General features: G+C 39.3%; 20 protein-coding genes and 1 tRNA gene. 8 read left to right on the top strand and 13 right to left on the bottom strand.

The genetic code is table 11. From position 1 onward, the window contains the following. Nucleotides 1–4: 4 nt before the first annotated feature. Genes yqeK through I579_RS10780 form a run of 5 tightly spaced genes read right to left on the bottom strand, consistent with a single transcriptional unit; the run spans nucleotide 5 to nucleotide 3,265 of the window. Complete coding sequence (gene yqeK / locus I579_RS10800; RefSeq protein ID WP_034810341.1) at nucleotides 5–616, bottom strand: bis(5'-nucleosyl)-tetraphosphatase (symmetrical) YqeK; 612 nt, start codon at nucleotides 614–616, stop codon at nucleotides 5–7. Continuing rightward, nucleotides 603–1,229 carry a nicotinate-nucleotide adenylyltransferase gene (locus tag I579_RS10795; RefSeq protein WP_051091741.1) on the bottom strand — a complete coding sequence of 209 codons (627 nt, stop codon included), beginning with the start codon at nucleotides 1,227–1,229 and terminating at the stop codon, nucleotides 603–605. The genes yqeK and I579_RS10795 overlap by 14 nt, the downstream gene beginning before the upstream one ends. Before the next feature lie 51 nt (nucleotides 1,230–1,280). Then, nucleotides 1,281–1,592 (bottom strand): ribosome assembly RNA-binding protein YhbY, encoded by a 312-nt coding sequence (gene yhbY, locus I579_RS10790; RefSeq protein ID WP_010753434.1) that lies wholly within the window; start codon nucleotides 1,590–1,592, stop codon nucleotides 1,281–1,283. Nucleotides 1,593–1,617: 25 nt separating this feature from the next. Beyond that, a complete protein-coding gene (gene yqeH, locus I579_RS10785) occupies nucleotides 1,618–2,742 on the bottom strand; it encodes a ribosome biogenesis GTPase YqeH (protein ID WP_010753433.1) in 1,125 nt (374 codons plus the stop codon). After that, the gene (locus tag I579_RS10780; RefSeq protein WP_010753432.1) at nucleotides 2,735–3,265 is read right to left on the bottom strand and encodes a YqeG family HAD IIIA-type phosphatase; all 531 of its coding nucleotides are present in this window, start codon (nucleotides 3,263–3,265) and stop codon (nucleotides 2,735–2,737) included. Before I579_RS10780 ends, yqeH begins: the two co-directional genes overlap by 8 nt. Before the next feature lie 265 nt (nucleotides 3,266–3,530). Between I579_RS10780 and I579_RS10775 the strand changes: the two genes are divergently transcribed. Beyond that, nucleotides 3,531–5,033 (top strand): phosphohexomutase domain-containing protein, encoded by a 1,503-nt coding sequence (locus I579_RS10775; RefSeq protein WP_010753431.1) that lies wholly within the window; start codon nucleotides 3,531–3,533, stop codon nucleotides 5,031–5,033. 69 nt (nucleotides 5,034–5,102) lie between these two features. Here I579_RS10775 and I579_RS10770 read toward each other — a convergent pair. Together I579_RS10770 and I579_RS10760 are read right to left on the bottom strand one after the other, a co-directional pair. Beyond that, nucleotides 5,103–6,247 (bottom strand): IS3 family transposase gene (locus tag I579_RS10770; RefSeq protein WP_143139854.1). Its coding sequence is split into 2 segments (ribosomal slippage): nucleotides 5,103–5,974 and nucleotides 5,974–6,247, totalling 1,146 coding nucleotides; the frame shifts between segments, so codons are not numbered across the junction. A gap of 427 nt (nucleotides 6,248–6,674) precedes the next feature. Continuing rightward, nucleotides 6,675–6,962, bottom strand: a complete 288-nt coding sequence (locus I579_RS10760) for a hypothetical protein (protein WP_010753428.1) — start codon at nucleotides 6,960–6,962, stop codon at nucleotides 6,675–6,677. A 147-nt stretch (nucleotides 6,963–7,109) separates the two neighbouring features. Between I579_RS10760 and I579_RS10755 the strand changes: the two genes are divergently transcribed. Beyond that, nucleotides 7,110–7,180, top strand: a tRNA-Gly gene (locus I579_RS10755). 194 nt (nucleotides 7,181–7,374) lie between these two features. On the opposite strand, the gene I579_RS10750 is transcribed toward I579_RS10755, so the two are convergent. Then, nucleotides 7,375–8,517, bottom strand: a complete 1,143-nt coding sequence (locus tag I579_RS10750; RefSeq protein WP_010753427.1) for a tyrosine-type recombinase/integrase — start codon at nucleotides 8,515–8,517, stop codon at nucleotides 7,375–7,377. 50 nt (nucleotides 8,518–8,567) lie between these two features. After that, nucleotides 8,568–9,089, bottom strand: a complete 522-nt coding sequence (locus I579_RS10745; protein WP_010753426.1) for a helix-turn-helix domain-containing protein — start codon at nucleotides 9,087–9,089, stop codon at nucleotides 8,568–8,570. Between the two features lie 196 nt (nucleotides 9,090–9,285). On the opposite strand from I579_RS10745, the gene I579_RS10740 reads away from it, so the two are divergent. From I579_RS10740 to I579_RS10725, 3 genes are all read left to right on the top strand, one after another. Further along, nucleotides 9,286–9,549: a hypothetical protein gene (locus I579_RS10740; RefSeq protein WP_010753425.1), complete on the top strand. Its 264-nt coding sequence runs from the start codon at nucleotides 9,286–9,288 to the stop codon at nucleotides 9,547–9,549. A 302-nt stretch (nucleotides 9,550–9,851) separates the two neighbouring features. Next, on the top strand, nucleotides 9,852–10,952 hold the full coding sequence (locus tag I579_RS10730) for a replication initiation factor domain-containing protein (protein WP_010753424.1): 1,101 nt from the start codon (nucleotides 9,852–9,854) through the stop codon (nucleotides 10,950–10,952). A 64-nt stretch (nucleotides 10,953–11,016) separates the two neighbouring features. Continuing rightward, complete coding sequence (locus I579_RS10725; RefSeq protein WP_010753423.1) at nucleotides 11,017–11,400, top strand: hypothetical protein; 384 nt, start codon at nucleotides 11,017–11,019, stop codon at nucleotides 11,398–11,400. A 264-nt stretch (nucleotides 11,401–11,664) separates the two neighbouring features. Here I579_RS10725 and I579_RS10720 read toward each other — a convergent pair whose 3' ends face one another. Both I579_RS10720 and I579_RS10715 read right to left on the bottom strand, forming a co-directional pair. Further along, nucleotides 11,665–12,234 carry a TetR/AcrR family transcriptional regulator gene (locus tag I579_RS10720; RefSeq protein WP_010753422.1) on the bottom strand — a complete coding sequence of 190 codons (570 nt, stop codon included), beginning with the start codon at nucleotides 12,232–12,234 and terminating at the stop codon, nucleotides 11,665–11,667. Nucleotides 12,235–12,350: 116 nt separating this feature from the next. Continuing rightward, on the bottom strand, nucleotides 12,351–13,682 hold the full coding sequence (locus tag I579_RS10715) for an FAD-dependent oxidoreductase (RefSeq protein ID WP_010753421.1): 1,332 nt from the start codon (nucleotides 13,680–13,682) through the stop codon (nucleotides 12,351–12,353). A 1,038-nt stretch (nucleotides 13,683–14,720) separates the two neighbouring features. On the opposite strand from I579_RS10715, the gene I579_RS10710 reads away from it, so the two are divergent. Then, nucleotides 14,721–15,080 carry a hypothetical protein gene (locus I579_RS10710; protein ID WP_010753420.1) on the top strand — a complete coding sequence of 120 codons (360 nt, stop codon included), beginning with the start codon at nucleotides 14,721–14,723 and terminating at the stop codon, nucleotides 15,078–15,080. A gap of 1 nt (nucleotide 15,081) precedes the next feature. Further along, nucleotides 15,082–15,336 carry a hypothetical protein gene (locus I579_RS10705; protein WP_010753419.1) on the top strand — a complete coding sequence of 85 codons (255 nt, stop codon included), beginning with the start codon at nucleotides 15,082–15,084 and terminating at the stop codon, nucleotides 15,334–15,336. A 354-nt stretch (nucleotides 15,337–15,690) separates the two neighbouring features. On the opposite strand, the gene I579_RS10700 is transcribed toward I579_RS10705, so the two are convergent. Next, complete coding sequence (locus I579_RS10700) at nucleotides 15,691–16,377, bottom strand: hypothetical protein (RefSeq protein WP_010753418.1); 687 nt, start codon at nucleotides 16,375–16,377, stop codon at nucleotides 15,691–15,693. A 113-nt stretch (nucleotides 16,378–16,490) separates the two neighbouring features. Here I579_RS10700 and I579_RS10690 point away from each other — a divergent pair. Further along, nucleotides 16,491–17,617 (top strand): IS3 family transposase gene (locus I579_RS10690; protein ID WP_155854775.1). Its coding sequence is split into 2 segments (ribosomal slippage): nucleotides 16,491–16,719 and nucleotides 16,719–17,617, totalling 1,128 coding nucleotides; the frame shifts between segments, so codons are not numbered across the junction. A gap of 920 nt (nucleotides 17,618–18,537) precedes the next feature. On the opposite strand, the gene I579_RS10685 is transcribed toward I579_RS10690, so the two are convergent. Continuing rightward, nucleotides 18,538–18,846, bottom strand: a complete 309-nt coding sequence (locus tag I579_RS10685; RefSeq protein ID WP_010753417.1) for a hypothetical protein — start codon at nucleotides 18,844–18,846, stop codon at nucleotides 18,538–18,540. Nucleotides 18,847–18,876 lie beyond the last annotated feature (30 nt).

Genomic DNA, 18,876 nt, shown 5'->3' with positions numbered 1-18,876 from the left:
CTATCTATTTTAGGTCAGCTCCTTTTCGATTGTGTTTGGCAACCCAGTAATTATAGGTTTCAATTGTTTTTGGGTACACAGCTTTTTCTGTTGCCAGCAAATGTTCTAACGTATGTTTGGTTTCATAGGCTACTGCTTCATCTAAATCCACCAAAGCGATTTCTCGGGCTTCTTGGACACCGGGAAAGTCCCGACCTGGCTCGATATAATCCGCCACATAGATGATTTTATCCAAAAGTGTCATCTGGGCCGCTCCGGTAGTATGCAAACGAATGGCATTTAAAATCTCTTCGTCGTCAATGCCCAACTCCCGCTGGACAAAGTCGGCGCCTACAACTCCATGCCAAATCGCATTGTTCCAATTCAATAAATCAAGATCAAAGCCGTCTCGACGAATCACCATTTGAAATTCATCATCAGGACGTTCTTTGGCGTAATCATGACACAAAGCCGCAATTGAAGCTTTCTCAGGATCCGCTCCGTATTTTTCGGCCAAAGCGACTGCGGTTTCTTCCACACCTAAAACGTGTTTAAAGCGTTTTTCACTCATGTGCATTTGCACTTTTTGCAAAAGGAGTTCTCGCTCCATTTCCGTATATGCTTCACTCATCCACATACAGCCCCTTTTCCTCGATATAGGCCCGCACGGCTTCCGGCACAAAATACCGAATGGAACAGCCTTGGGCCACTTTTTGCCGAATCATGGTGGAGCTTAAATCCATCAGCGGCACGTCCACCCACATTAATGGATAATCCGAAACTTCCGGATAACCCGGGCGTCGAACACCGACAAATTGGACTAGCTGCATCAGTTCATCCACCTTGTACCACTTCGGTAAATACGCCACCATGTCCCCACCGATAATGAAGTAAAAATCAGTATCGGGATGCAACTGTCGCAATTCTTTCATGGTTTCGTACGTATAGCTCTTGCCTTTGCGCTGCAATTCAATGGGCTCAATGGCCAGTAGCGGATTGTCCGCCACAGCCAGCTGCAACATTGCCAAGCGGTGCTCTGAGGCAATCGTTGGCTTTTCATCCACATGAGGAGGTAGGAATTCCGGCATCAGATACACCTGATCCAATCCTAGTAAGCGGCCTACTTGGTCGGCTAAAATCAGATGGGTTTGATGCACCGGATTGAAATTCCCCCCAAGGATGCCCACTTGTCTTCGTTTTACAAACTCAGGTTGGGCGTTGGCTACCAAAGTTTGTACGCCTTTTGAAATCTTGGTTTGCAACTTACTCCCTCACTTTCCTGTCTTGTAAGTCGATGCTACTTAAATTGCTTTGACTTCTGGGGAAATTTTTTGGTATTTCTCCTTACTGGAAGGCTTAAACAAGACGACTACTCGCCCGATGATTTGGACGATTTCACAGTTGATCTCCTGGTGTAAAACCTCCGCCACCTCTTCGGCAATTTCATCGGTATTTTGCAACAAAGTGATTTTAATCAATTCTCTTTTTTCCAGTGCTTCTGCGATTTGGTGAATCATCGCTTCGTTTAAACCACCTTTGCCGACTTGAAAAATCGGTTGTAGGTGATGGGCTTTGCTGCGTAAAAAACGCTTTTGCTTGCCACGTAATTCCATCTTTTCACGTTCCTTCCATATACCTCTATACTAATGCTTTTCTCCGTAATACATCCACGCCTTTTGGTGCCCAGCCACTGACAACGGCCGGTTTTTGCACAGTTACCCAGCCTAAGCCGGCAAAGACGATATCCGTCTTTTCTTTAACCGAAAACTCAAAGCGTACCAACTCAGGAAAGTTTGCCACTTCATCCGGGCGAGGGGGTTGCAAGAGTCCTCCGACGTGTTTTTCGTAAAAGGCGTCTGCTTTTTCCAATTTCGTCCGGTGAATCTCCAAATCATTGGCCATAAAAGCAGTAAAGGAAGCTCGATCCCCGCTGATAAAGTCAAAACGAGCCAAGCCGCCAAAGAACAATGTCTGGCCTGGGTTCAACTGGTAGACTTTCGGTTTGATTTCCTTGTTAGGTGCGATGATTTTTAAGTCTTTCTTCCCTAGGTAATGCGCCATTTGATGCCGATGAATGATCCCCGGGGTATCGATTAGAAAATGGCCATCGTCCAATGGAATCTCAATCTTATCCAAGGTGGTTCCTGGGAATCGCGAAGTCGTAATCAATTCCTTGATGCCGGCAGTTTGCTTGATAATGGCATTAATCAAGGTGGATTTACCTACATTGGTCACCCCGACCACGTAAACATCCCGGCCTTCGCGATATTTTTCAATGGTTTCTAAAAGAGTGGTCATTTCATTTGGCTTTTTCGCGCTGGTCAAAAGCACATCCACTGGCCGCAAGCCAGCTTCGTGAGCCCGCTCCCGCATCCACTGGGTCATCTTCGGCTTCTTCAGTGATTTTGGTAAGATATCGACTTTATTGCCTACGAGTAGGACCGGATTATCCCCTACAAAGCGATGCAAGCCCGGAATCAGTGAGCCGTTAAAGTCAAAGATATCCACCACATTGACGATTAAGGCGTCTTTTTGGCCTAATTCATTTAACAGGCGCAAGAAGTCGTCGTCGGTTAAGCTCACGTCTTGGATTTCATTGTAGTGACGCAAACGGAAGCAGCGTTGGCAGTAGACTTCCCCTGTGGCTAGCCCCTTTTCCAAAGCGGACTGAGGCGTGTAACCTAGTTCGTCCGGCGTCGTCGTTTGGATAACCGCCCCACAGCCAATACAATGAAGCGCTTCGTTTTCAATTGTTTCACTCATGTAATTCACCTCGCCAGATCATATCTGGATTCTTTTTCACTAAATGCCGCATAATTTTACTTTCAAAAAAGCGATTGATGCGGGTATTCCAGCCGTCCGTATTTACCACGGGCTTCACTAAAATACTCTTGACCCCCGCAGCGTTGGCGGCCTTGATATCGGTCATCAGCTGATCTCCTACCATTACCACAGCCTCTGGAGGTAAGGATAACTGGCGACACGCCTGCTTGATACCTCTAGCAAAAGGCTTCAGTGCCCGGGAGATATACGCTAAGCCAAAAGGAGCGATTGCTTTAGCCACACGTTGGGCATTGTTATTGGATACCACAATTACGGGAATCCCTGCTGCTTCCATCTGAGCTAGCCAATCCCGGAGCTCTTCCGTACCATTTGGATTGTTCCAGGCAATCAAAGTGTTGTCTAGATCGGTCAAAAGGGCTTTGATGCCCTGAGTTTTTAACTGTTCTGGGGTAATTTGATAGATGGCCTCCACCATCCAAGTTGGTTTATAACTTAAAAACATCGATACTCCTCTTCTTACGCTCGTTGTCGTATCCTTTTCTCAAAAAGGAGGAGTACAATTCCTGCACTCCTCAAACCCTGATTATACAACAAAATACCGCAAAATACTAGCAGTTGTCCTAGGTTTCAGCGGAGTGTGTCTGGAGTAATCGACCTTAGTAGAGATGAACGAACTCAAAAACCTTTTTGGTAAATTATACTTTAAAGTTCGTTCGTTTTTGGTATACTAGCTGTAAAGGGTTCCAAAAGAAAGGATGACTAGCCGCATGAGCGACCTCTTAGATTTGAAAAATGGCTCCGATATCCGGGGCATTGCCTTAACTACAGACGAACACAAAGCCAACCTCACCCCAGAGGCTATGGAAAACATCGCCTGGGGATTGGTCCATTGGTTTCGTGAGCAAAAAACCGGACCTTTAGTGGTAGGTATCGGTCGGGATAGCCGCATAACCGGCCCCACCTTAGCTGCTACTTTGACAAAGGTATTTGTCACCCAAGAAATCACCGTGATCGACTTTGGTCTGGCCACGACCCCTGCCATGTTTATGGCTACCCAATTCCCTGAATTTGCTTGTGATTTTGCCTTGATGCTTACGGCTAGCCACTTGCCTTATTATTACAACGGTGTAAAAATTTTCGCCAAAAGTGGCGGCGCTGAAAAAAGTGATATCGAGTATATTTTGACTCATCCCACTCCTCTAACACCAGAGATAGGCGGCAAGAGCCAGCAAGCCGATTTATTACCCTCTTACAGTGACTTCTTGGTTCAAAAAATTCGTGACGGCTTAGCTCCGGAAATCTCGAACCAACAGCAACCTCTTAAAGGTCTGAAAATTCTTGTGGATGCCGGCAATGGTGCCGGGGGCTTCTTTGCCTCACAAGTTTTACAACCTTTAGGAGCGGATACTACCGGCTCACAGTTTTTAGAACCGGATGGCTATTTCCCCAATCATATTCCGAATCCTGACAATCAAAAAGCGAGCGAAAGCATCCAGCAAGCCGTGCTGACTCATCAAGCAGATCTGGGGATTATTTTCGATACGGATGTGGATCGCTCTGGAATCATCACCAAGTCAGGCAAAATTTTAAATCGCAATAATTTAATTGCGGTTTTAAGTCGGATCTTATTGGAGGAGTCTCCCGGTGCTTCCATCGTCACAAACTCCCCTACCTCCGATCACTTAAAGACCTTTATCGAATCACTGGGTGGTCGCCAAGTGCGCTACATTTCCGGCTATCGCAACGTGATTAACAAAGCCCTTGACTTAAACAAAGCGGGAATCGACTGTCCCTTAGCCATTGAAACGAGTGGCCATGCGGCTTTCCGGGAAAATTACTTTTTAGACGACGGGGCGTATGTTGTGGCTAAGATTTTAAGTCTATTGCCTAGCCTCCAAAAAAACGGGCAATCCTTAGATGATTTGATTGCCGATTTGGGACAACCCGCCGATGTTTTGGAACTGCGTCTAAAATTACAAAGCAATCAACCCCACGCTCTGGGAACACAAATAATCAATGACTTCTCAGACTATGTAACGACCATCCCCGGTTGGCAGATCAACCCGGAAAATGAAGAAGGCATCCGGATTTCATTAGGGGCTCCTGATGGTTTTGGCTGGTTTTTACTACGCATGAGCTTACACGAACCACTTTTAGTCTTACAGATTGAAAACGACGAAGCTGGGCATCTACCAAAAATCCGGCAAAAACTCGCCCAGTTCTTCTCTTCCTATCCACAGGTGGACCTGGCCCCCTTAACAAATCAGTAAAACGAAAAAGCGTGGCTTGCACTCAGGAACTAACCTAAAATACTGAGACAAACATAAAAAAGCATTTTCCTAGGCTGCTGATTTCCGATAATCTATCGGTGATTGGTAGCCTAGTTTTTGTTGAATTCGATCTTCGTTGTAATAAGTAATGTATTCCTTTACCGTTTCGATTACAATAGAAGTAGGCTCATTTGTGAGTCCATCTAAGTAGAACGTTTCAGACTTTAGTGAGGCATGAAACGATTCGATGCAGGCATTATCTGAGGGGGTTCCTTTACGGGACATACTCATGGTAATGCCCTTTGTTTTTATTTTATTCTGATAGTCAAAAGAAGTATAAACAGATCCTTGATCACTGTGCAAGAGACAATCGGCTGTTTCAGGCAGCTGATTCAGTGTATCTAGCACAAAGGCTGTATCTTGTTTTTCACCGATAGTATAGGCGACAATTTCCCCATTATATAAGTCCATGATAGAAGATAAATACAATTGTTTTTGACCAAAAGGAAGATAAGTAATATCTGTAACCAATTTTTTTAAGGGTGCTTCTGAAGAAAATTGTCTATTTAGTTTGTTCTCAACAACCCTATAGGGTTGTCCAACTTTACTGCATTTCTTCATTTTCACTCGACAATTCCAATGATATTTTTGCATAATCTTTTGAACTGTATTTTTATTAACTTTGTATTTCTGATTAATCAATGCAGTGATCTTCCGATACCCATATCGAAACTTATGCAAGAAGCAGAGATGGCGGACAGATTCTTCAAGGGCAGTCAATTTTCCTAAGTCTTTTCGCTGAATCCAGCGGTAGTAAGAAGCACGCGAAATGCCAAAAAGTCGGCACAATTCAGTAATGGTTAGTTTTCCACGCATTTCTTTGACTAATGTTACAAATACTTCTGGTTCCACCTCCTTTCCAACTCGTTGTACTTTTTTAGAACCTCAATTTGCATTTTTAAAAATTTGTTTTCATTTTTAAGTTGTACTTCAGTGGACAGCTCTTCTGGACCTTTTCCATAAGAATATTGTTTTCCAACTGGCTGAGCAAGCCGGTGATTCTCCCCATTCCGATACCAACGCCACCATGTTTCGATTTGTGTCTTATTTTTGATTCCTAACTCTTCCATGATCTTTTTTACAGAAATATCCTCTTGTTTCATCTGTATCGCCATTTCTTTAATCTGAATCGGATAAGCAACTCTGGTTCCCATTGAAAAAACACCTCCTTGTTAAATTCATTTTAACTAGAATTCAACAAGAGGTGCTTTTTTATTTTGTCTCAGGTTACGGGGTCAGTTCCCTCACAAGCCACGCTTTTTTTTTATAAAAAATGCCACCTTCAGATGGGAGAATCCGAAAGGTGGCTTGGGGGAGTTGTCATTCATACTTCAAGATTTTTGGGGAAAATCATTTGTCGCCAACAAAGGCTAGAAGCAGAATTGACTTATTAATAAATACGGTGGGAGTACCATATTTACTCATAAAAAAGGGCAATCAGACAAACTAACATTTCATGTCAGTTATCCGACAAGCTGTATTATGCCAAATTATTTCCAAAAAAGCTAGCCTTTTTTCAAAAATATTTTCTATCCTTTTTGACGATTTCTACCTACAAAGAATTTCACTGAAAAAAACATTTCAATGCGTTACCAGCCCTACTAATAGCGCTAGTAAGCCCAAGCCAATCGTCACCCCACCTAGCACACGCCCTTTTTGCTTTTCAATCTCCGAATAGCTACTAGAATGTGGGGGTATGCCCGCAACTAAATAATATTGCTTGCCCCAAAAGATAAGCAGCCCCACAAGCGTAATGACCCCACCTAAAATCAAAAACATCAATGAAGCAGTGATTGTGCCATTTGTGTGCAAAACAAGGGGTAGCAAAATCCCTAGTATCGCTCCAGCAAGTACCAAATAACGTTTCATATAGGTCGCCCACCTTCATTTTAATTGACAAGTTCCTCCCCTTTAGTATATGCTAAGTCAGTCTTAAGGAAAAGCCTGATTGGTCGATGAAAAAAACTGGAATTTCCTCTTGCATTCTCAAAAAAACAGATTTATAATAACAAACATGCGGGTGTAGTTTAGTGGTAAAACAGAAGCTTCCCAAGCTTCCGTCGCGAGTTCGATTCTCGTCACCCGCTTAGTCTAAAAACCTTGATGTATCAAGGTTTTTTCTTTTTGTCTTGATTTGTTGATATCATTGGGTATCAGCAATTATCAAGCCCGTCTAAACTATTATCTAAACTACTTTTTGGATTCAGTCATCTCAGCGAATGCTTGTATAGCAGGGATTGAGACGATTGAATCCTTTTTTTATTTCTAGACTCTAAACTATTTAGCTTAGAGCGTTCGCTAAGAGATTAATCGAGTCTATTTTCTCTTCTTGATAAACTCCTGCGTAGGTATCTAACGTCATTGAAACACTGGAGTGCCCTAGCAGCTCTGAAACGGTTTTAAAATTAATACCTTGTCCAATTAGAATTGTTGCAAAAGTGTGTCGGAGTGCGTGAGGACTTAGTTTAGGAATTCCAGCATGCTTTGAGATTCTGTGTAACCAAAGTCTTGGATGTGACAGTTGGATGGGTTCGCCTTTTTCATCACAAAAGACAAACTGTTTCCCATCAAAGATATTGACACCTAATTTTAGACACTCCTCTTTCTGAATCAGACGCCACTTTTTCAAGATAGAAATTGTCTCATCGGTTAACGGGATTTTTCTTCTAGACTTCTTAGTTTTTGGTTCCTCAAGATATTGCCTTCTGTTTTTCCCACGAGTCAAAGTCTGTTTTATGGTAAGTACTTTTTCATCAAAATTGATGCAATCCCATTGCAAACCCAAAATCTCACCTTGTCTACAACCTGTATTCGCAAGCAAGAAAAAGAATGTATAGATTTGAAAAGGTTCGTTATTTTTTGCATATTCCAATAACTTTTTAAGCTCGTCTTTAGTATAAAAGTTTATTTCCTTTTCTTGAAGGTTCTTTTTCTTTCTTGGCATGACAATTTTTTTTGCTGGATTTTCGGATACATAACCTTGCTTAATAGCAAAATCAAAAATCCGAGAGACGTTTGAAACATACTCTTTAAATTGAGTATTCTTTTCTCTCATGGTATTGGCAAATTTTTGAATATCGGATACTCGTATTTTTTTGATTTCTTTCTCTCCAAAAGTTGGCAAAATATGAGTGTCAAATTTTTGCTTAAGTTTTACAAAACTTGACTCTTTCACGGTAAGCTCGTACGTCTCTAACCATAGTTCATAGATTTCCTTAAATGTTGCATCTTTGTGATTTTGAAACCCATTTTTTAAAATGTCATACGAAACTTGACGATAATAAGCTTTAGCAGCTTTCTGAGTGAGAAAGCCTCCTTTATTAATGTTAACTTGCTTCTTTGTCTCGGGATTTACTCCAAGATATCCCGTCACTCGCCATAAATTTGCTCCATTGCTTTTTTGATATTGTGTGTATGTTGGCATTTTTTTCTCCTTCTCATGTGTGGGGCACATAGGAAAGGAATGAACTTTCGTTACTTGTTCTGTTGTGCTTCTTGAATGAAGGCTAAGTCTTTTGCAGTTTTCTCGATTTCTTCAAACGGGAGGTTGTCAAAGAAGACTGGTTTCATCTCTGGTTTCCCATGACGATCCAAAATTGGATTGCCGTCTTCATCCAAACGCATTTGTGGGGTAAAGAAACGTTGGATAAAGGCGAGTTTCTCTGCTACCTCGTCTATTTCTTTCACTGTATGGCTATTCAAAATTTTCGCCAAAGTAAACAAGTTTTGAACTTTTTGATCGTACTCGTCGATGCGATCAAGAATAACCGTTGTTTCAGAGACCGCAATCTCTTTTGGTGAACCAAAGAGTTGAATCGGTGTCGCATGAAAGACCGTCGCAAATTTTTCTAAGCTCTCAAAGGTCGGGTAGCGAATTCCCCGTTCGATATTGGAGATGGTTTGTTTTTGTACACCAATCTTTTCTGCTAATTCCGTTTGGGAAAGTCCCATTTCTTTTCGTAAACGAGCGACATTGCCGCCAAAGTTTTCTATCATTTTCCTCACCTCGGGTCTATCATAAGCGCTTTCTCTAAAAAATTCAAGTAAAAAATAAACTAAATAGTATTTCAAGTAAACTTTTAAAATATACTTGACATCTATTTTAGATCGCGGTAGAGTGTACGAAAAGATACTATTTTATTTATTTATAGTTCTTTTAGTTTTAAAAAGAAAATGTAAGGAGGTGAAAAGAATGTCGGTATTGGAACAAGCGCTCCTGGATTGGCAAAAAGATCAGACCAATCAATTCTTTGCCCTGTTAGAAACCCGCTTGGAAGAAACACAGACCCAGCAGGATATCGTCAAACAAAAATATTGTGCGGCGCATTTTGATGTGAGTGTTAATACATTGAAAGAATGGGTTCTTCAGGGCTGTCCAGAAATTCGATTGGACTCAGGTATGGTTTTATACAGCATTCAGGCGGTGAGAAGATGGTTATTAACCTATCAAAACTAAACAAAGGTGTGGGGCCAAGGAAAGGAACCGGTGTCGGGTTGGGGTGGTTGCCGCAGCCGTTGCCTCGTCTGCGATGGCTGAAAGCCAATCGGCAGGCGAGGCTTACGGACGCGTGGAACGCACAGGTCTTTTGCGAACACCAGATACCGGCTTAGGATAAGGTGCCTTTCTAATAGCACCTTATAAAGAGAAAAATAATGGCTAATAACTACCGGAAAAATGCAAAAAAAGCCGATACTACCAAGCTTTTTCACAACAAAAATAATTTGCGAACAAGCGCAAATTTTAAAGGAGGTGACCAAATGACCAAAAGTACCCAGAATGTGCTAGGAAAAGTAGACTGGTTTCAAGCCGTCTTGCATCAAGTCAGTTATCAGACGGTCTTTCAAGACTTATTAAAAATCAGTTTAGAATCCGTCTCGATTCAAGCAGGCAGTTTAAAACATGAAGAATACGATACTGTGTACACCTGTGGTTTTCTCAAATACTACACCTATCATCAGCCAGAAAAGGCCAAAGAACGCGGAACCCTTGTCTTAAGCGGGCAAGCCTGTACCACCTATGAATGGATTTTGCTTTCGTATAACCCCAAGGCGAATGTCTTTCAAGAACTCGCCACCCGTTTTTACGAGTATGCTAGTCAAACCGCCTTCACCTTTGAAATCAAGCGGCTAGATTTAGCCTTAGATGATTACAATGAAGTGCCCTACTTCACGGTAGAACAACTCCACAATAAGTTGAAACGGAAGCGATTCCTTTCAAAAGGACGAAGCTATCAACTCCATGACAGCGAGTTTGATGCCAAACAACGGGCAAAAACGGTTAGTATCGGCGTTCGAGGATCGGCTTGTATGTTTCGTGCCTACGACAAAGCCAAAGAAATGGCCAAAGATTTTGATGGAGTGAAACAAGAGGAAATTCTGGCTCGGGCTCCCCAAATTCGGTTGGAAGTCGAAACACGAAATGACGTGGCAGATAGTCTCTTTCGAACCATTGCTTTTTTACCGCAAGATCAATATATCGCAAACTTAATTCGAGGATTTCTACAAACGGAACTTACCTTTTACACCGACGGCTCCTTAAAGCAGGTCTGTCGTTGGTGGCAGGACTACCTAAAACCAAGTCTAGTTCCCACTATCACCCGGCAATATCAAGTGAGTAGCTTTGACCGTTCCTTGAACTGGTATGAATACGGTGGACCCATGGCATTAACTCAGGCACTCTTTTTCTTGCATCATGAGGGTGTCGGGATTGACCCAAGTTTGTTAGAGATTCGTCCCAATTATGAATGGACACCCGAACTTTCTGATCGCATGATTCAATACGTCAGTGAGCAACAACGTCCCGATTTGATTCCACTTATTCAAGAACGCACCAAAAAAGCGTCCGTCACTTCCCAATAAGTGAACGAACGCTCTGTTAAAAAATTTTCTAAAGCAAGTATAGCAAAGAAAGGAAGAATATACGATGCCAAAAATGTTAAGTATTAATGATTTTGATTTCGGAGCCATTGGCCCAACCTTTGAACTAGATGAGGTCACTCCGAAATTTGCGACTGAAACTCGAACCGATGAAAACGGACAGGTCATTCTAGATCGCGAAAACCAACCAAGAAACTTCTATACCGATGAGATTATCGGGTACAAATATTCGGTGACTATCCTAGAGGGACAATTCCGTAAAAAAGCAACGCAAGTCACCGTCAATACCTTAGACCATCCGATTGACAATGATGAGATTATGAAGCGCGAGAGTGTCAAATGTCGATTTGAGAACTTACAACCAAGTAGACCTGGGCACCCGATGTATTATAAGGCAGATAAGATTGTTTTGTTAGGGAATCAGAAATAAAAAAGTGAGGAGAGCACACTAATCTGCTCTCCTTATTCTTCGGTTGAACGGAAAAAGAGACTGTGACGAACACCTTTGGCGCAAGCGTCTAAAAAGTACAATCCCAAAATCATTCTCGGTAGACTCCTCAAAATAACTTTCTGGAAGATTTAGTTGTAATTAGAGTAGGCCAGATACTTCCTACACGACTTTTGACATGATAACTCTATTCTACACAAGATTCAGATTAATTCCTCATTTTGGTTCAGGACCGCACTTCCTATCTCAATTTGTCACAACCAAATACCTTTTCTTTAATGATTTAATTGTTTCATCTAACACTGACAGATCTTGTGTGACCTTTAATAATACAATACCTCCTTGAATCTGAGCAATAATTGATCTCGCTTCAATTTGAGATTCCTCAAAACTCAACGAACTAAAAGAAAGTAAATTTTTAGCTAAAGAAATAATCCACTCATTCATAAAATCATTTAGTAAATCACGAAAGTCCTCATCCTCCAGTGATAATTCGACAATTAAATTTCCCATTGGACATCCATAATAACGATTCTGATCTTTATGAAATGAATAAACCCAATCCAACATTGCTTCAAAATCATGTTGAGGATTTAAACTGGGAGCCAATATATCATCGAACAGCTCATTTTGCCAAGACTTAACGTTTTCACGGATTACTTCTATACCAATACTTTTTTTAGAATCAAAATAGTAATACAATTGTCCCTTACCTGCATCCGCTGCTGCTAAAATATCCCGAATAGAAGTATTGTTATAACCTTTTTTATAAATTAAATTGCGTGCCGCCGAAATTATCTTTTCCTTCGTTCCCAAAATAGTGTTCTCCTCTTTTGTTTAAAGTATGGCAAGTCTAGCAACTGAGGATATTATTGTCAAGATTGCTATAAATCACTTCAAATTTTGAATTGAGAACCTCTCTTTCTTTATTCCTATTTTAATACGTCATTTAAAGATTCGCTCATAGTTGGGTGTGTGTAAATAGTATCACGTAGCATTGTATATGGGAGGTTAGCCTTAATAGCTAAGGCAATCAAATTAATTACTTCATGAGATTCCTCTGCATAAATAGTTGCCCCTAATATCTGTTCAGTTTTAGGATCTACTAAAATTTTAAAAACACCTCTCGCATCTTCAAGTACTTGTGCTTTAGGTACTCCAGCAGCCATTAACTTAAATATTTTATAGTCGATATTCCTTTTTTGGGCTTCTTTTTCTGTTAACCCAACGTTAGACAATGGCGGTGTAATAAATACACTATAAGGAACAACTACTCTGTCTGAAACTTTTCGTTCTTCTTCCCCAAACAATTGACTTAAAATAATGCGATAATCGTCCAAAGAAATATAAGTAAATTGTAATCCACCTTTAACATCTCCAATAGCCCAAACATCGTCAGCAGTGGTTCTTAAAAAATCATCAACTACTATAGCACCGCGATCAGTTACCTGAATACTTGTATTTTCTAAACCTAGCTCCGATGTATTTGGCTTCCTCCCTGTAGCTGCTAGAACTTTGTTTGCTTTGACGATTTTCTTCTCGCCGTTTTCGGTATAAGTTACTTCGGCAAAATCCGCATGATCTTTCACTTTATCAATAGAAACACCTAAATGGAATTCAATACCAGCCTCAACTAAATCATTATAGATCAATTCTGAAACATCATCGTCTTCTCTAGAAATAAAATCAGTACTAGCATCCAACACAGTCACCTTACTACCATAGCTGTTAAACATAGAGGCAAATTCTAACCCAATATATCCAGCACCTATGATAACAAGATTGTCTGGCAACTTCTCCTGATCCATTGCACTAGTAGAGTCTAGCAAATAAGTACTTTCCCTCAATCCTACTATTGGAGGAATGACTGGAACAGCTCCAGTGTTAATAAAGATTCTTTCACCTTCAACTTGTTTTATTGAACCATCGGGCAAAGTCACTTCCAGAATGTGATCAGCAACAAACTTAGCAGTTCCATCTAACACTTCTCCCGTTGCTTCATCTGAGATCATATGATAATTCTTATTTCTCAGCATACCAATCAATTTCTCTTTATGTTCTATAGCAGTGCTGAAGCTCATTTTTTTTTCACCATTTAAAATTAATGACTTGGATGGGATACAGCCAATATTAATACAAGTTCCACCATACATTCTCTTAGATTTTTCGATTACTAATACGGATTGACCTTTAGCTGTTAATGTTTTTGCGAGTGTTTTTCCTCCCTTACCAAAGCCAACGATAATATTTTCATACTTATTCATACAAACCCTCCATTTTTCTGTACCAATCGGTAGGTACTGAATTAATTGTATTATATTAGAGATAAATAAGTAAAATCATTTGCTTATGCGCTATTGTTCTTTTACATAATACACAGATAGATAGTATTAGCTCATTAAAATGAGTTTATAAAATAATTGAATGAATTTTTTTGATTTCCGAAGTAATTCGCCACCAAGTAGAATTTCAAAAGAAATCTTTATTGTGATGTAGCCAAATGGGGACACCAACAATCAACAACGAAGTCACGTTATTTAAGCGGATTATTTTTGATTATCAAAATTTTATCGTTTTCTTTCACACATGAAGCTATTTACAGTAAGGATTGATATTTCAAATTTTAAACATTTGAGAATAATAATGAAGCACTTGTTATATCAATAGTGCTTCAGTAGAGGGACTATATCATCAGATGTTAAATATTCAGCTAGTAACAATATAAAACTTGATTATTTTTATAACTGTGAAAAGGGACTTATTAATTTAGCTTCATTCTTTTCCTATATACCCCACACCTTTTTTGTCTTTATGAACCTAAACTATTATCTAAACTAGCCAGTATTGGTATAGTAAAAATACTGATAGAGCAAGGATTTGAGAGCCATGCTGTTAACACAGAAGCTTCCCAAGCTTCCGTCGCGAGTTCGATTCTCGTCACCCGCTTCAATAACAAGCTCTAAATCCTTGGTATATAAGGGTTTAGGGCTTTTCTTTTTGTCTAACTACCCAAAAACTACCCAAAAATTCATATTCCCACACTAAACCTCGATTATTTTATGTTACTCATTTCTTAATCGTGTTTTTTTGTGCACCTCTTGCGTACCTTCTCTTAAAAGGAGGTACACCATGAAATATCTAAAATACCTTTACATTTTATCAATCATGATTTTGATTTCTTCTATTATTATGTTGCTTTTCCGTTCGGCGTCCTACTTAGATGTCCTCGCCTCCTAACTTTACATTCTGTTCGCTTGATTTTTACGAACGTATGTTTGTATAATTTTAACGAGGTGAATGATATGAGCGAACTACATCCCTATCATGACCGGAAGAAATTAAAGTGGAACGGCTTTTTCTTGAGCGAACATACCGCGACGATTGCCAAGCAACGTAAGCAAGCTGCTATCGTAATCAAGCCAAAAGAAAAGCTGACCGAGGAGGAAATCGGCGCCGTGCTGTCTGAGGCCGCGATTAAAAACAAGCGGATTGCTGTGCAGTTGGATATAGTTGTAGCAAATAGCTACCTCCCGGATGTTTGCGGAATGATACAAGGTTATGACGAGAGTACGATCTATGTCGGAGGCGAGAAAATTAAGCTGTCAGAGATTCGCAATGTCGAGTTTGAGTCCGTGGCCAAATGGTCAGAATTGGAGGATTAACATGGAGACTATCAGAGGTATTGTTAGTAAGGTTAAAATAATTAAGATGTCAGAGCGCCCTCTCGTCTATTTTAAGGTAGATGAGGTTAGCTGCCTGATTGCTACCCACTCTCTCTCCTTTCTGGCTGACGTAGCCGAAGGTAGTAAGATAGTAGTAGCTGGAGATTACAATAGTAGGAAACAGTTTGTAGTGAAGAAATATGCAGTGGTAGGCATGACGAAGATTATGATGGAGTTTGAAATGATGAGAATATAAATACCCACTCTCTAGTAGGATAAAGAGTGGGCAAAAGAAAGCGAGAGTGGACTACTCTCTAATTAGTAGTTTATCATTTTTAGGTTTCAACGCAATAAAAAAACAGGCACCTATCGCCAGGGTGCCTGCCCTCCCTAAAAGGGAGTAGAAATGGATAGTTTCTGAATGTCAGTTTAGCATAAAACGGTTTCAGCAACAAGAATTATACTATTTTAACACAAAAAGAGCTCCCGATTACTCGAATGCTCCTTGCAGAAAATAAAGATTTTCTTGGATTGGTTTTATTATACAATGTAACGCTTACATGTGCAATAGAAAAGATCTTAGCGTAGGTAGGCTAAGATCTTTTTTAATTTATTTATGTTGGTCGACTAATTGTTGGGACTTGTTCGCTATGTCTTTTACATCTTGGTGAGCTTTGTTTAATTTATCAATATACGCTTTTAAATCAGAATTTTCTTTAGTTGCATTTGCTAACTGCTGTTTAGTAGAATCGAGCTCTGCTTGTAAAGAATTCTTTTCACTGTTTAATGTGTTGATTTGGTTATTTAGTGAATTAATGGTATTTCGCAGATCATTCGCTTGATTTAATGCTTCTTGCAGTTTAGAATTCCATTCTTGATTTTTCTGATTGATCTCTTGATTTTTTTGATCAATTTCTTTCAATTTGTCCGCAATTTCTTGCTGTTTAGATTGTAACTCTCCATTTTTACTATTTAATTGAGATTCTAAACTAGTTTTTTCTCCAGCTAGTTGATTATTTTCATTTTTTAAATTCTCTAACTGTTGCCGATAACCGTCAATATCTTTTTGAACCTGATTTAATTGGTTCTGTGTACTAGTTGATTCATTGGTTAATTGTGCGATTTTCTGTTCCTTGACTGATAGTGAGTTACTCAACTTGTCTAAGTTACTATTGATGGTAGAAATATGATCTTCCCCACCCCATTTTAAAATGCTATCTGCATAATTTTTACCAGATAAACCAATAAATGTTAGTACAACGATGAGTGTTCCGATTACATATTTTTTCTTTTTCATTATTCAATTTTCTCCTTACATATATAATATAAAAGTAGTGTTAGTATCAAATCTTAGACATCTTTTCGTAGAGACAGAAATAAATTAAACTTATCTACGAGAGGATGGATTTTATGACCCGATATGAAGAAAATTTTAAACAGATGATTGTTGAACTAAATCAAACTGGACGTTCTGTTCGAGGGTTGGCGAAAGAATATGGCTTAGCTGAAGCGACGATTTATAAGTGGAAGAATTTATACTTACCTGATCCGTCCACAGGACTAACCGGAAAAGAAGCGGCTGATTTGAGAAAAGAAAATGCTCGTTTGAAAGAGGAACTTGAAATATTAAAAAAAGCCGCAGCCATATTCTCTCGAAAGACCTGAAGTCACTTGTCCGATTCATTGAAAAATGGTGTAAGGATTACACTGTTTCTTTGTTGTGTCGGTTATTAGAAATTCCTAGGAGCGTCTACTATTTTTATAAAAATAAATCGTTAACAGCTACAGAAGTCAGAAATAACCAATTGAAAAAGAAGATTTCAACGATCTTTTTTGATCATAAACAGAGATATGGTGCAACAAAAATCCATCAAGTGTTGCTAAAAGAAGGAATTTCAGTATCTCTTAAGCATGTTCAAAAATTGATGAAACAATTAAATCTAAGGTCAATTGTGGTTAAGAAATACAGACCTCAACGGTCTGTTCAGCCGGTTGTTTTAAAAGAGAACATCTTAAATCAGGACTTTTCTACTAAAACTATCTGTGAAAAATGGGTAGCTGATATCACCTACATTCCAACTAAGAAAAATGGTTGGTGTTACTTATCTTCAATTATGGATTTACACACGAAAAAGATTATTAGCTATACATTTTCTAAGCGAATGACTGTCGATTGTGTGTTACAAACACTCAATCAAGCGAAACAACGGTACCACATTCCAGAAGGAATGATTCTACACACCGATTTAGGTAGTCAATATACAGCAATCGAAGTGGAAAGTTGGCTTGAAAACAATAAAATAAGACATTCCTATAGTCGCAAAGGAACACCCTATGATAATGCAGGAATTGAGTCCTTCCATGCATCATTGAAAAAAGAAGAAGTATACACGACGACTTACTCAGACTTCGAAGAAGCGAATCGAGCACTATTTAGTTACATTGAAGGATTTTATAACCGGAATCGAATTCACAGCTCGATTCACTATCTAACCCCTCAGGAGTTTGAAGAGTTAGCAAAAGAAAAAATGGCGTAACCGTCTCTACTAAAATGTGTCCAAGATATTGACTCAAATCCAAAGCGACATAGCAACTCTTATATAATAGAGTTTTATCTATTATTTTTCAATATCGTTGTTTATTTATAATTAAATTTTAATGTATACTTACATATTATAAAAAAGTTGTGTTTAAAAAATCAGTAACCGATACCATAAAAAATACTATGCAAGTGTGAGCACGTGACCCAAAAAAGACCTTAGCTTTCGCTAGGATCTTTAAATTCTATATCAATGAAGTAGACAACTTTGAGGCGACTACCACACAGGCAGCTTACTGATTATATATTATTCGCATAATATAATTTCGCGCTATTCAAAGAATTACAATCTAACTTCAAATAAATCATAGCATAGAAATAAACTACAAGCAATAAAAACGCAAAAATTATTTGCAAATATCGATGTTACAATATTTTCGAGGGAAATAATGCGGGCAGCCTATATTATGTATATTCTTTATCGTTTCAGTTATTTTAGCTAAATATTCATGTGTTATAATGATGCCGAGGTGATACCAATGAGAAAAATACTAGATACCATTTTGACCATACTATTGTACTCGTTATTTTTTTTGGGAATGATTATTGTCATCATTGTTGTTCTGAAACTTTTCTCGAAATGAATTGCGCTCTCGTTTTTTCAGTGGTACTCTACTTGTGAGCCTTCATTAATTTATTGGCTCTATGTACACGAAAAGTAGCCGGTTTTCTCCCAAAGAATCTTCCCCAAGTTTTCTGAGACCGGCTACTTTTTTGTGAAATACGTTGTTCCGCATAATATATAAACAAAAAAAAACAATTTTTGCAAGTGATATGCTATTTCAGATAGTTGCCCATTAAAAAAGCTCGGGACCTCAGCTAGGGGATTCCGGGCTTTTTGATCTGCTAAACTTTGTTTTAACCGATTTTTTTTACATACTTTTTATTTAACGTGACATAACGTTTTGACTTACCCATCATTGTGCGACCTCGTGGAATTTTACCATCCATCACTACCTCGTCAATCCAGATGTTAGACCCTTTCCCCATTTTCCATGTCGACTTGTTTTTTAGATGGATATCTCCGTACCATGTATCATCAACTAAGAGCTCGTAAAGGCCTGGCTGCGTCCAGTACTCGCTGGCGGGTGACGGCTGATTGCTATACCCAAAACAAGTCAACATAGCAGCAATTGCTTTGTCGAGATTTTTTACCAATTTTTGCATTGGATTTGAGTCAATATCTTGGACACATTT

Source organism: Enterococcus asini ATCC 700915 (assembly GCF_000407365.1).
In the GTDB taxonomy this organism is placed as follows: domain Bacteria; phylum Bacillota; class Bacilli; order Lactobacillales; family Enterococcaceae; genus Enterococcus_C; species Enterococcus_C asini.
This window is presented reverse-complemented; position numbering and strand designations above follow the sequence as displayed.

Bases quoted from the DNA above. Each gene is read 5' to 3' on its own strand.
- yqeK (WP_034810341.1), bottom strand. From the start codon at position 616: ATGTGGATGAGTGAAGCATATACGGAAATGGAGCGAGAACTCCTTTTG.
- yhbY (WP_010753434.1), bottom strand. From the start codon at position 1,592: ATGGAATTACGTGGCAAGCAAAAGCGTTTTTTACGCAGCAAAGCCCAT.
- yqeH (WP_010753433.1), bottom strand. From the start codon at position 2,742: ATGAGTGAAACAATTGAAAACGAAGCGCTTCATTGTATTGGCTGTGGG.
- I579_RS10780 (WP_010753432.1), bottom strand. From the start codon at position 3,265: ATGTTTTTAAGTTATAAACCAACTTGGATGGTGGAGGCCATCTATCAA.
- I579_RS10775 (WP_010753431.1), top strand. From the start codon at position 3,531: ATGAGCGACCTCTTAGATTTGAAAAATGGCTCCGATATCCGGGGCATT.
- I579_RS10760 (WP_010753428.1), bottom strand. From the start codon at position 6,962: ATGAAACGTTATTTGGTACTTGCTGGAGCGATACTAGGGATTTTGCTA.
- I579_RS10750 (WP_010753427.1), bottom strand. From the start codon at position 8,517: ATGCCAACATACACACAATATCAAAAAAGCAATGGAGCAAATTTATGG.
- I579_RS10745 (WP_010753426.1), bottom strand. From the start codon at position 9,089: ATGATAGAAAACTTTGGCGGCAATGTCGCTCGTTTACGAAAAGAAATG.
- I579_RS10740 (WP_010753425.1), top strand. From the start codon at position 9,286: ATGTCGGTATTGGAACAAGCGCTCCTGGATTGGCAAAAAGATCAGACC.
- I579_RS10730 (WP_010753424.1), top strand. From the start codon at position 9,852: ATGACCAAAAGTACCCAGAATGTGCTAGGAAAAGTAGACTGGTTTCAA.
- I579_RS10725 (WP_010753423.1), top strand. From the start codon at position 11,017: ATGCCAAAAATGTTAAGTATTAATGATTTTGATTTCGGAGCCATTGGC.
- I579_RS10715 (WP_010753421.1), bottom strand. From the start codon at position 13,682: ATGAATAAGTATGAAAATATTATCGTTGGCTTTGGTAAGGGAGGAAAA.
- I579_RS10710 (WP_010753420.1), top strand. From the start codon at position 14,721: ATGAGCGAACTACATCCCTATCATGACCGGAAGAAATTAAAGTGGAAC.
- I579_RS10705 (WP_010753419.1), top strand. From the start codon at position 15,082: ATGGAGACTATCAGAGGTATTGTTAGTAAGGTTAAAATAATTAAGATG.
- I579_RS10700 (WP_010753418.1), bottom strand. From the start codon at position 16,377: ATGAAAAAGAAAAAATATGTAATCGGAACACTCATCGTTGTACTAACA.
- I579_RS10685 (WP_010753417.1), bottom strand. From the start codon at position 18,846: ATGCAAAAATTGGTAAAAAATCTCGACAAAGCAATTGCTGCTATGTTG.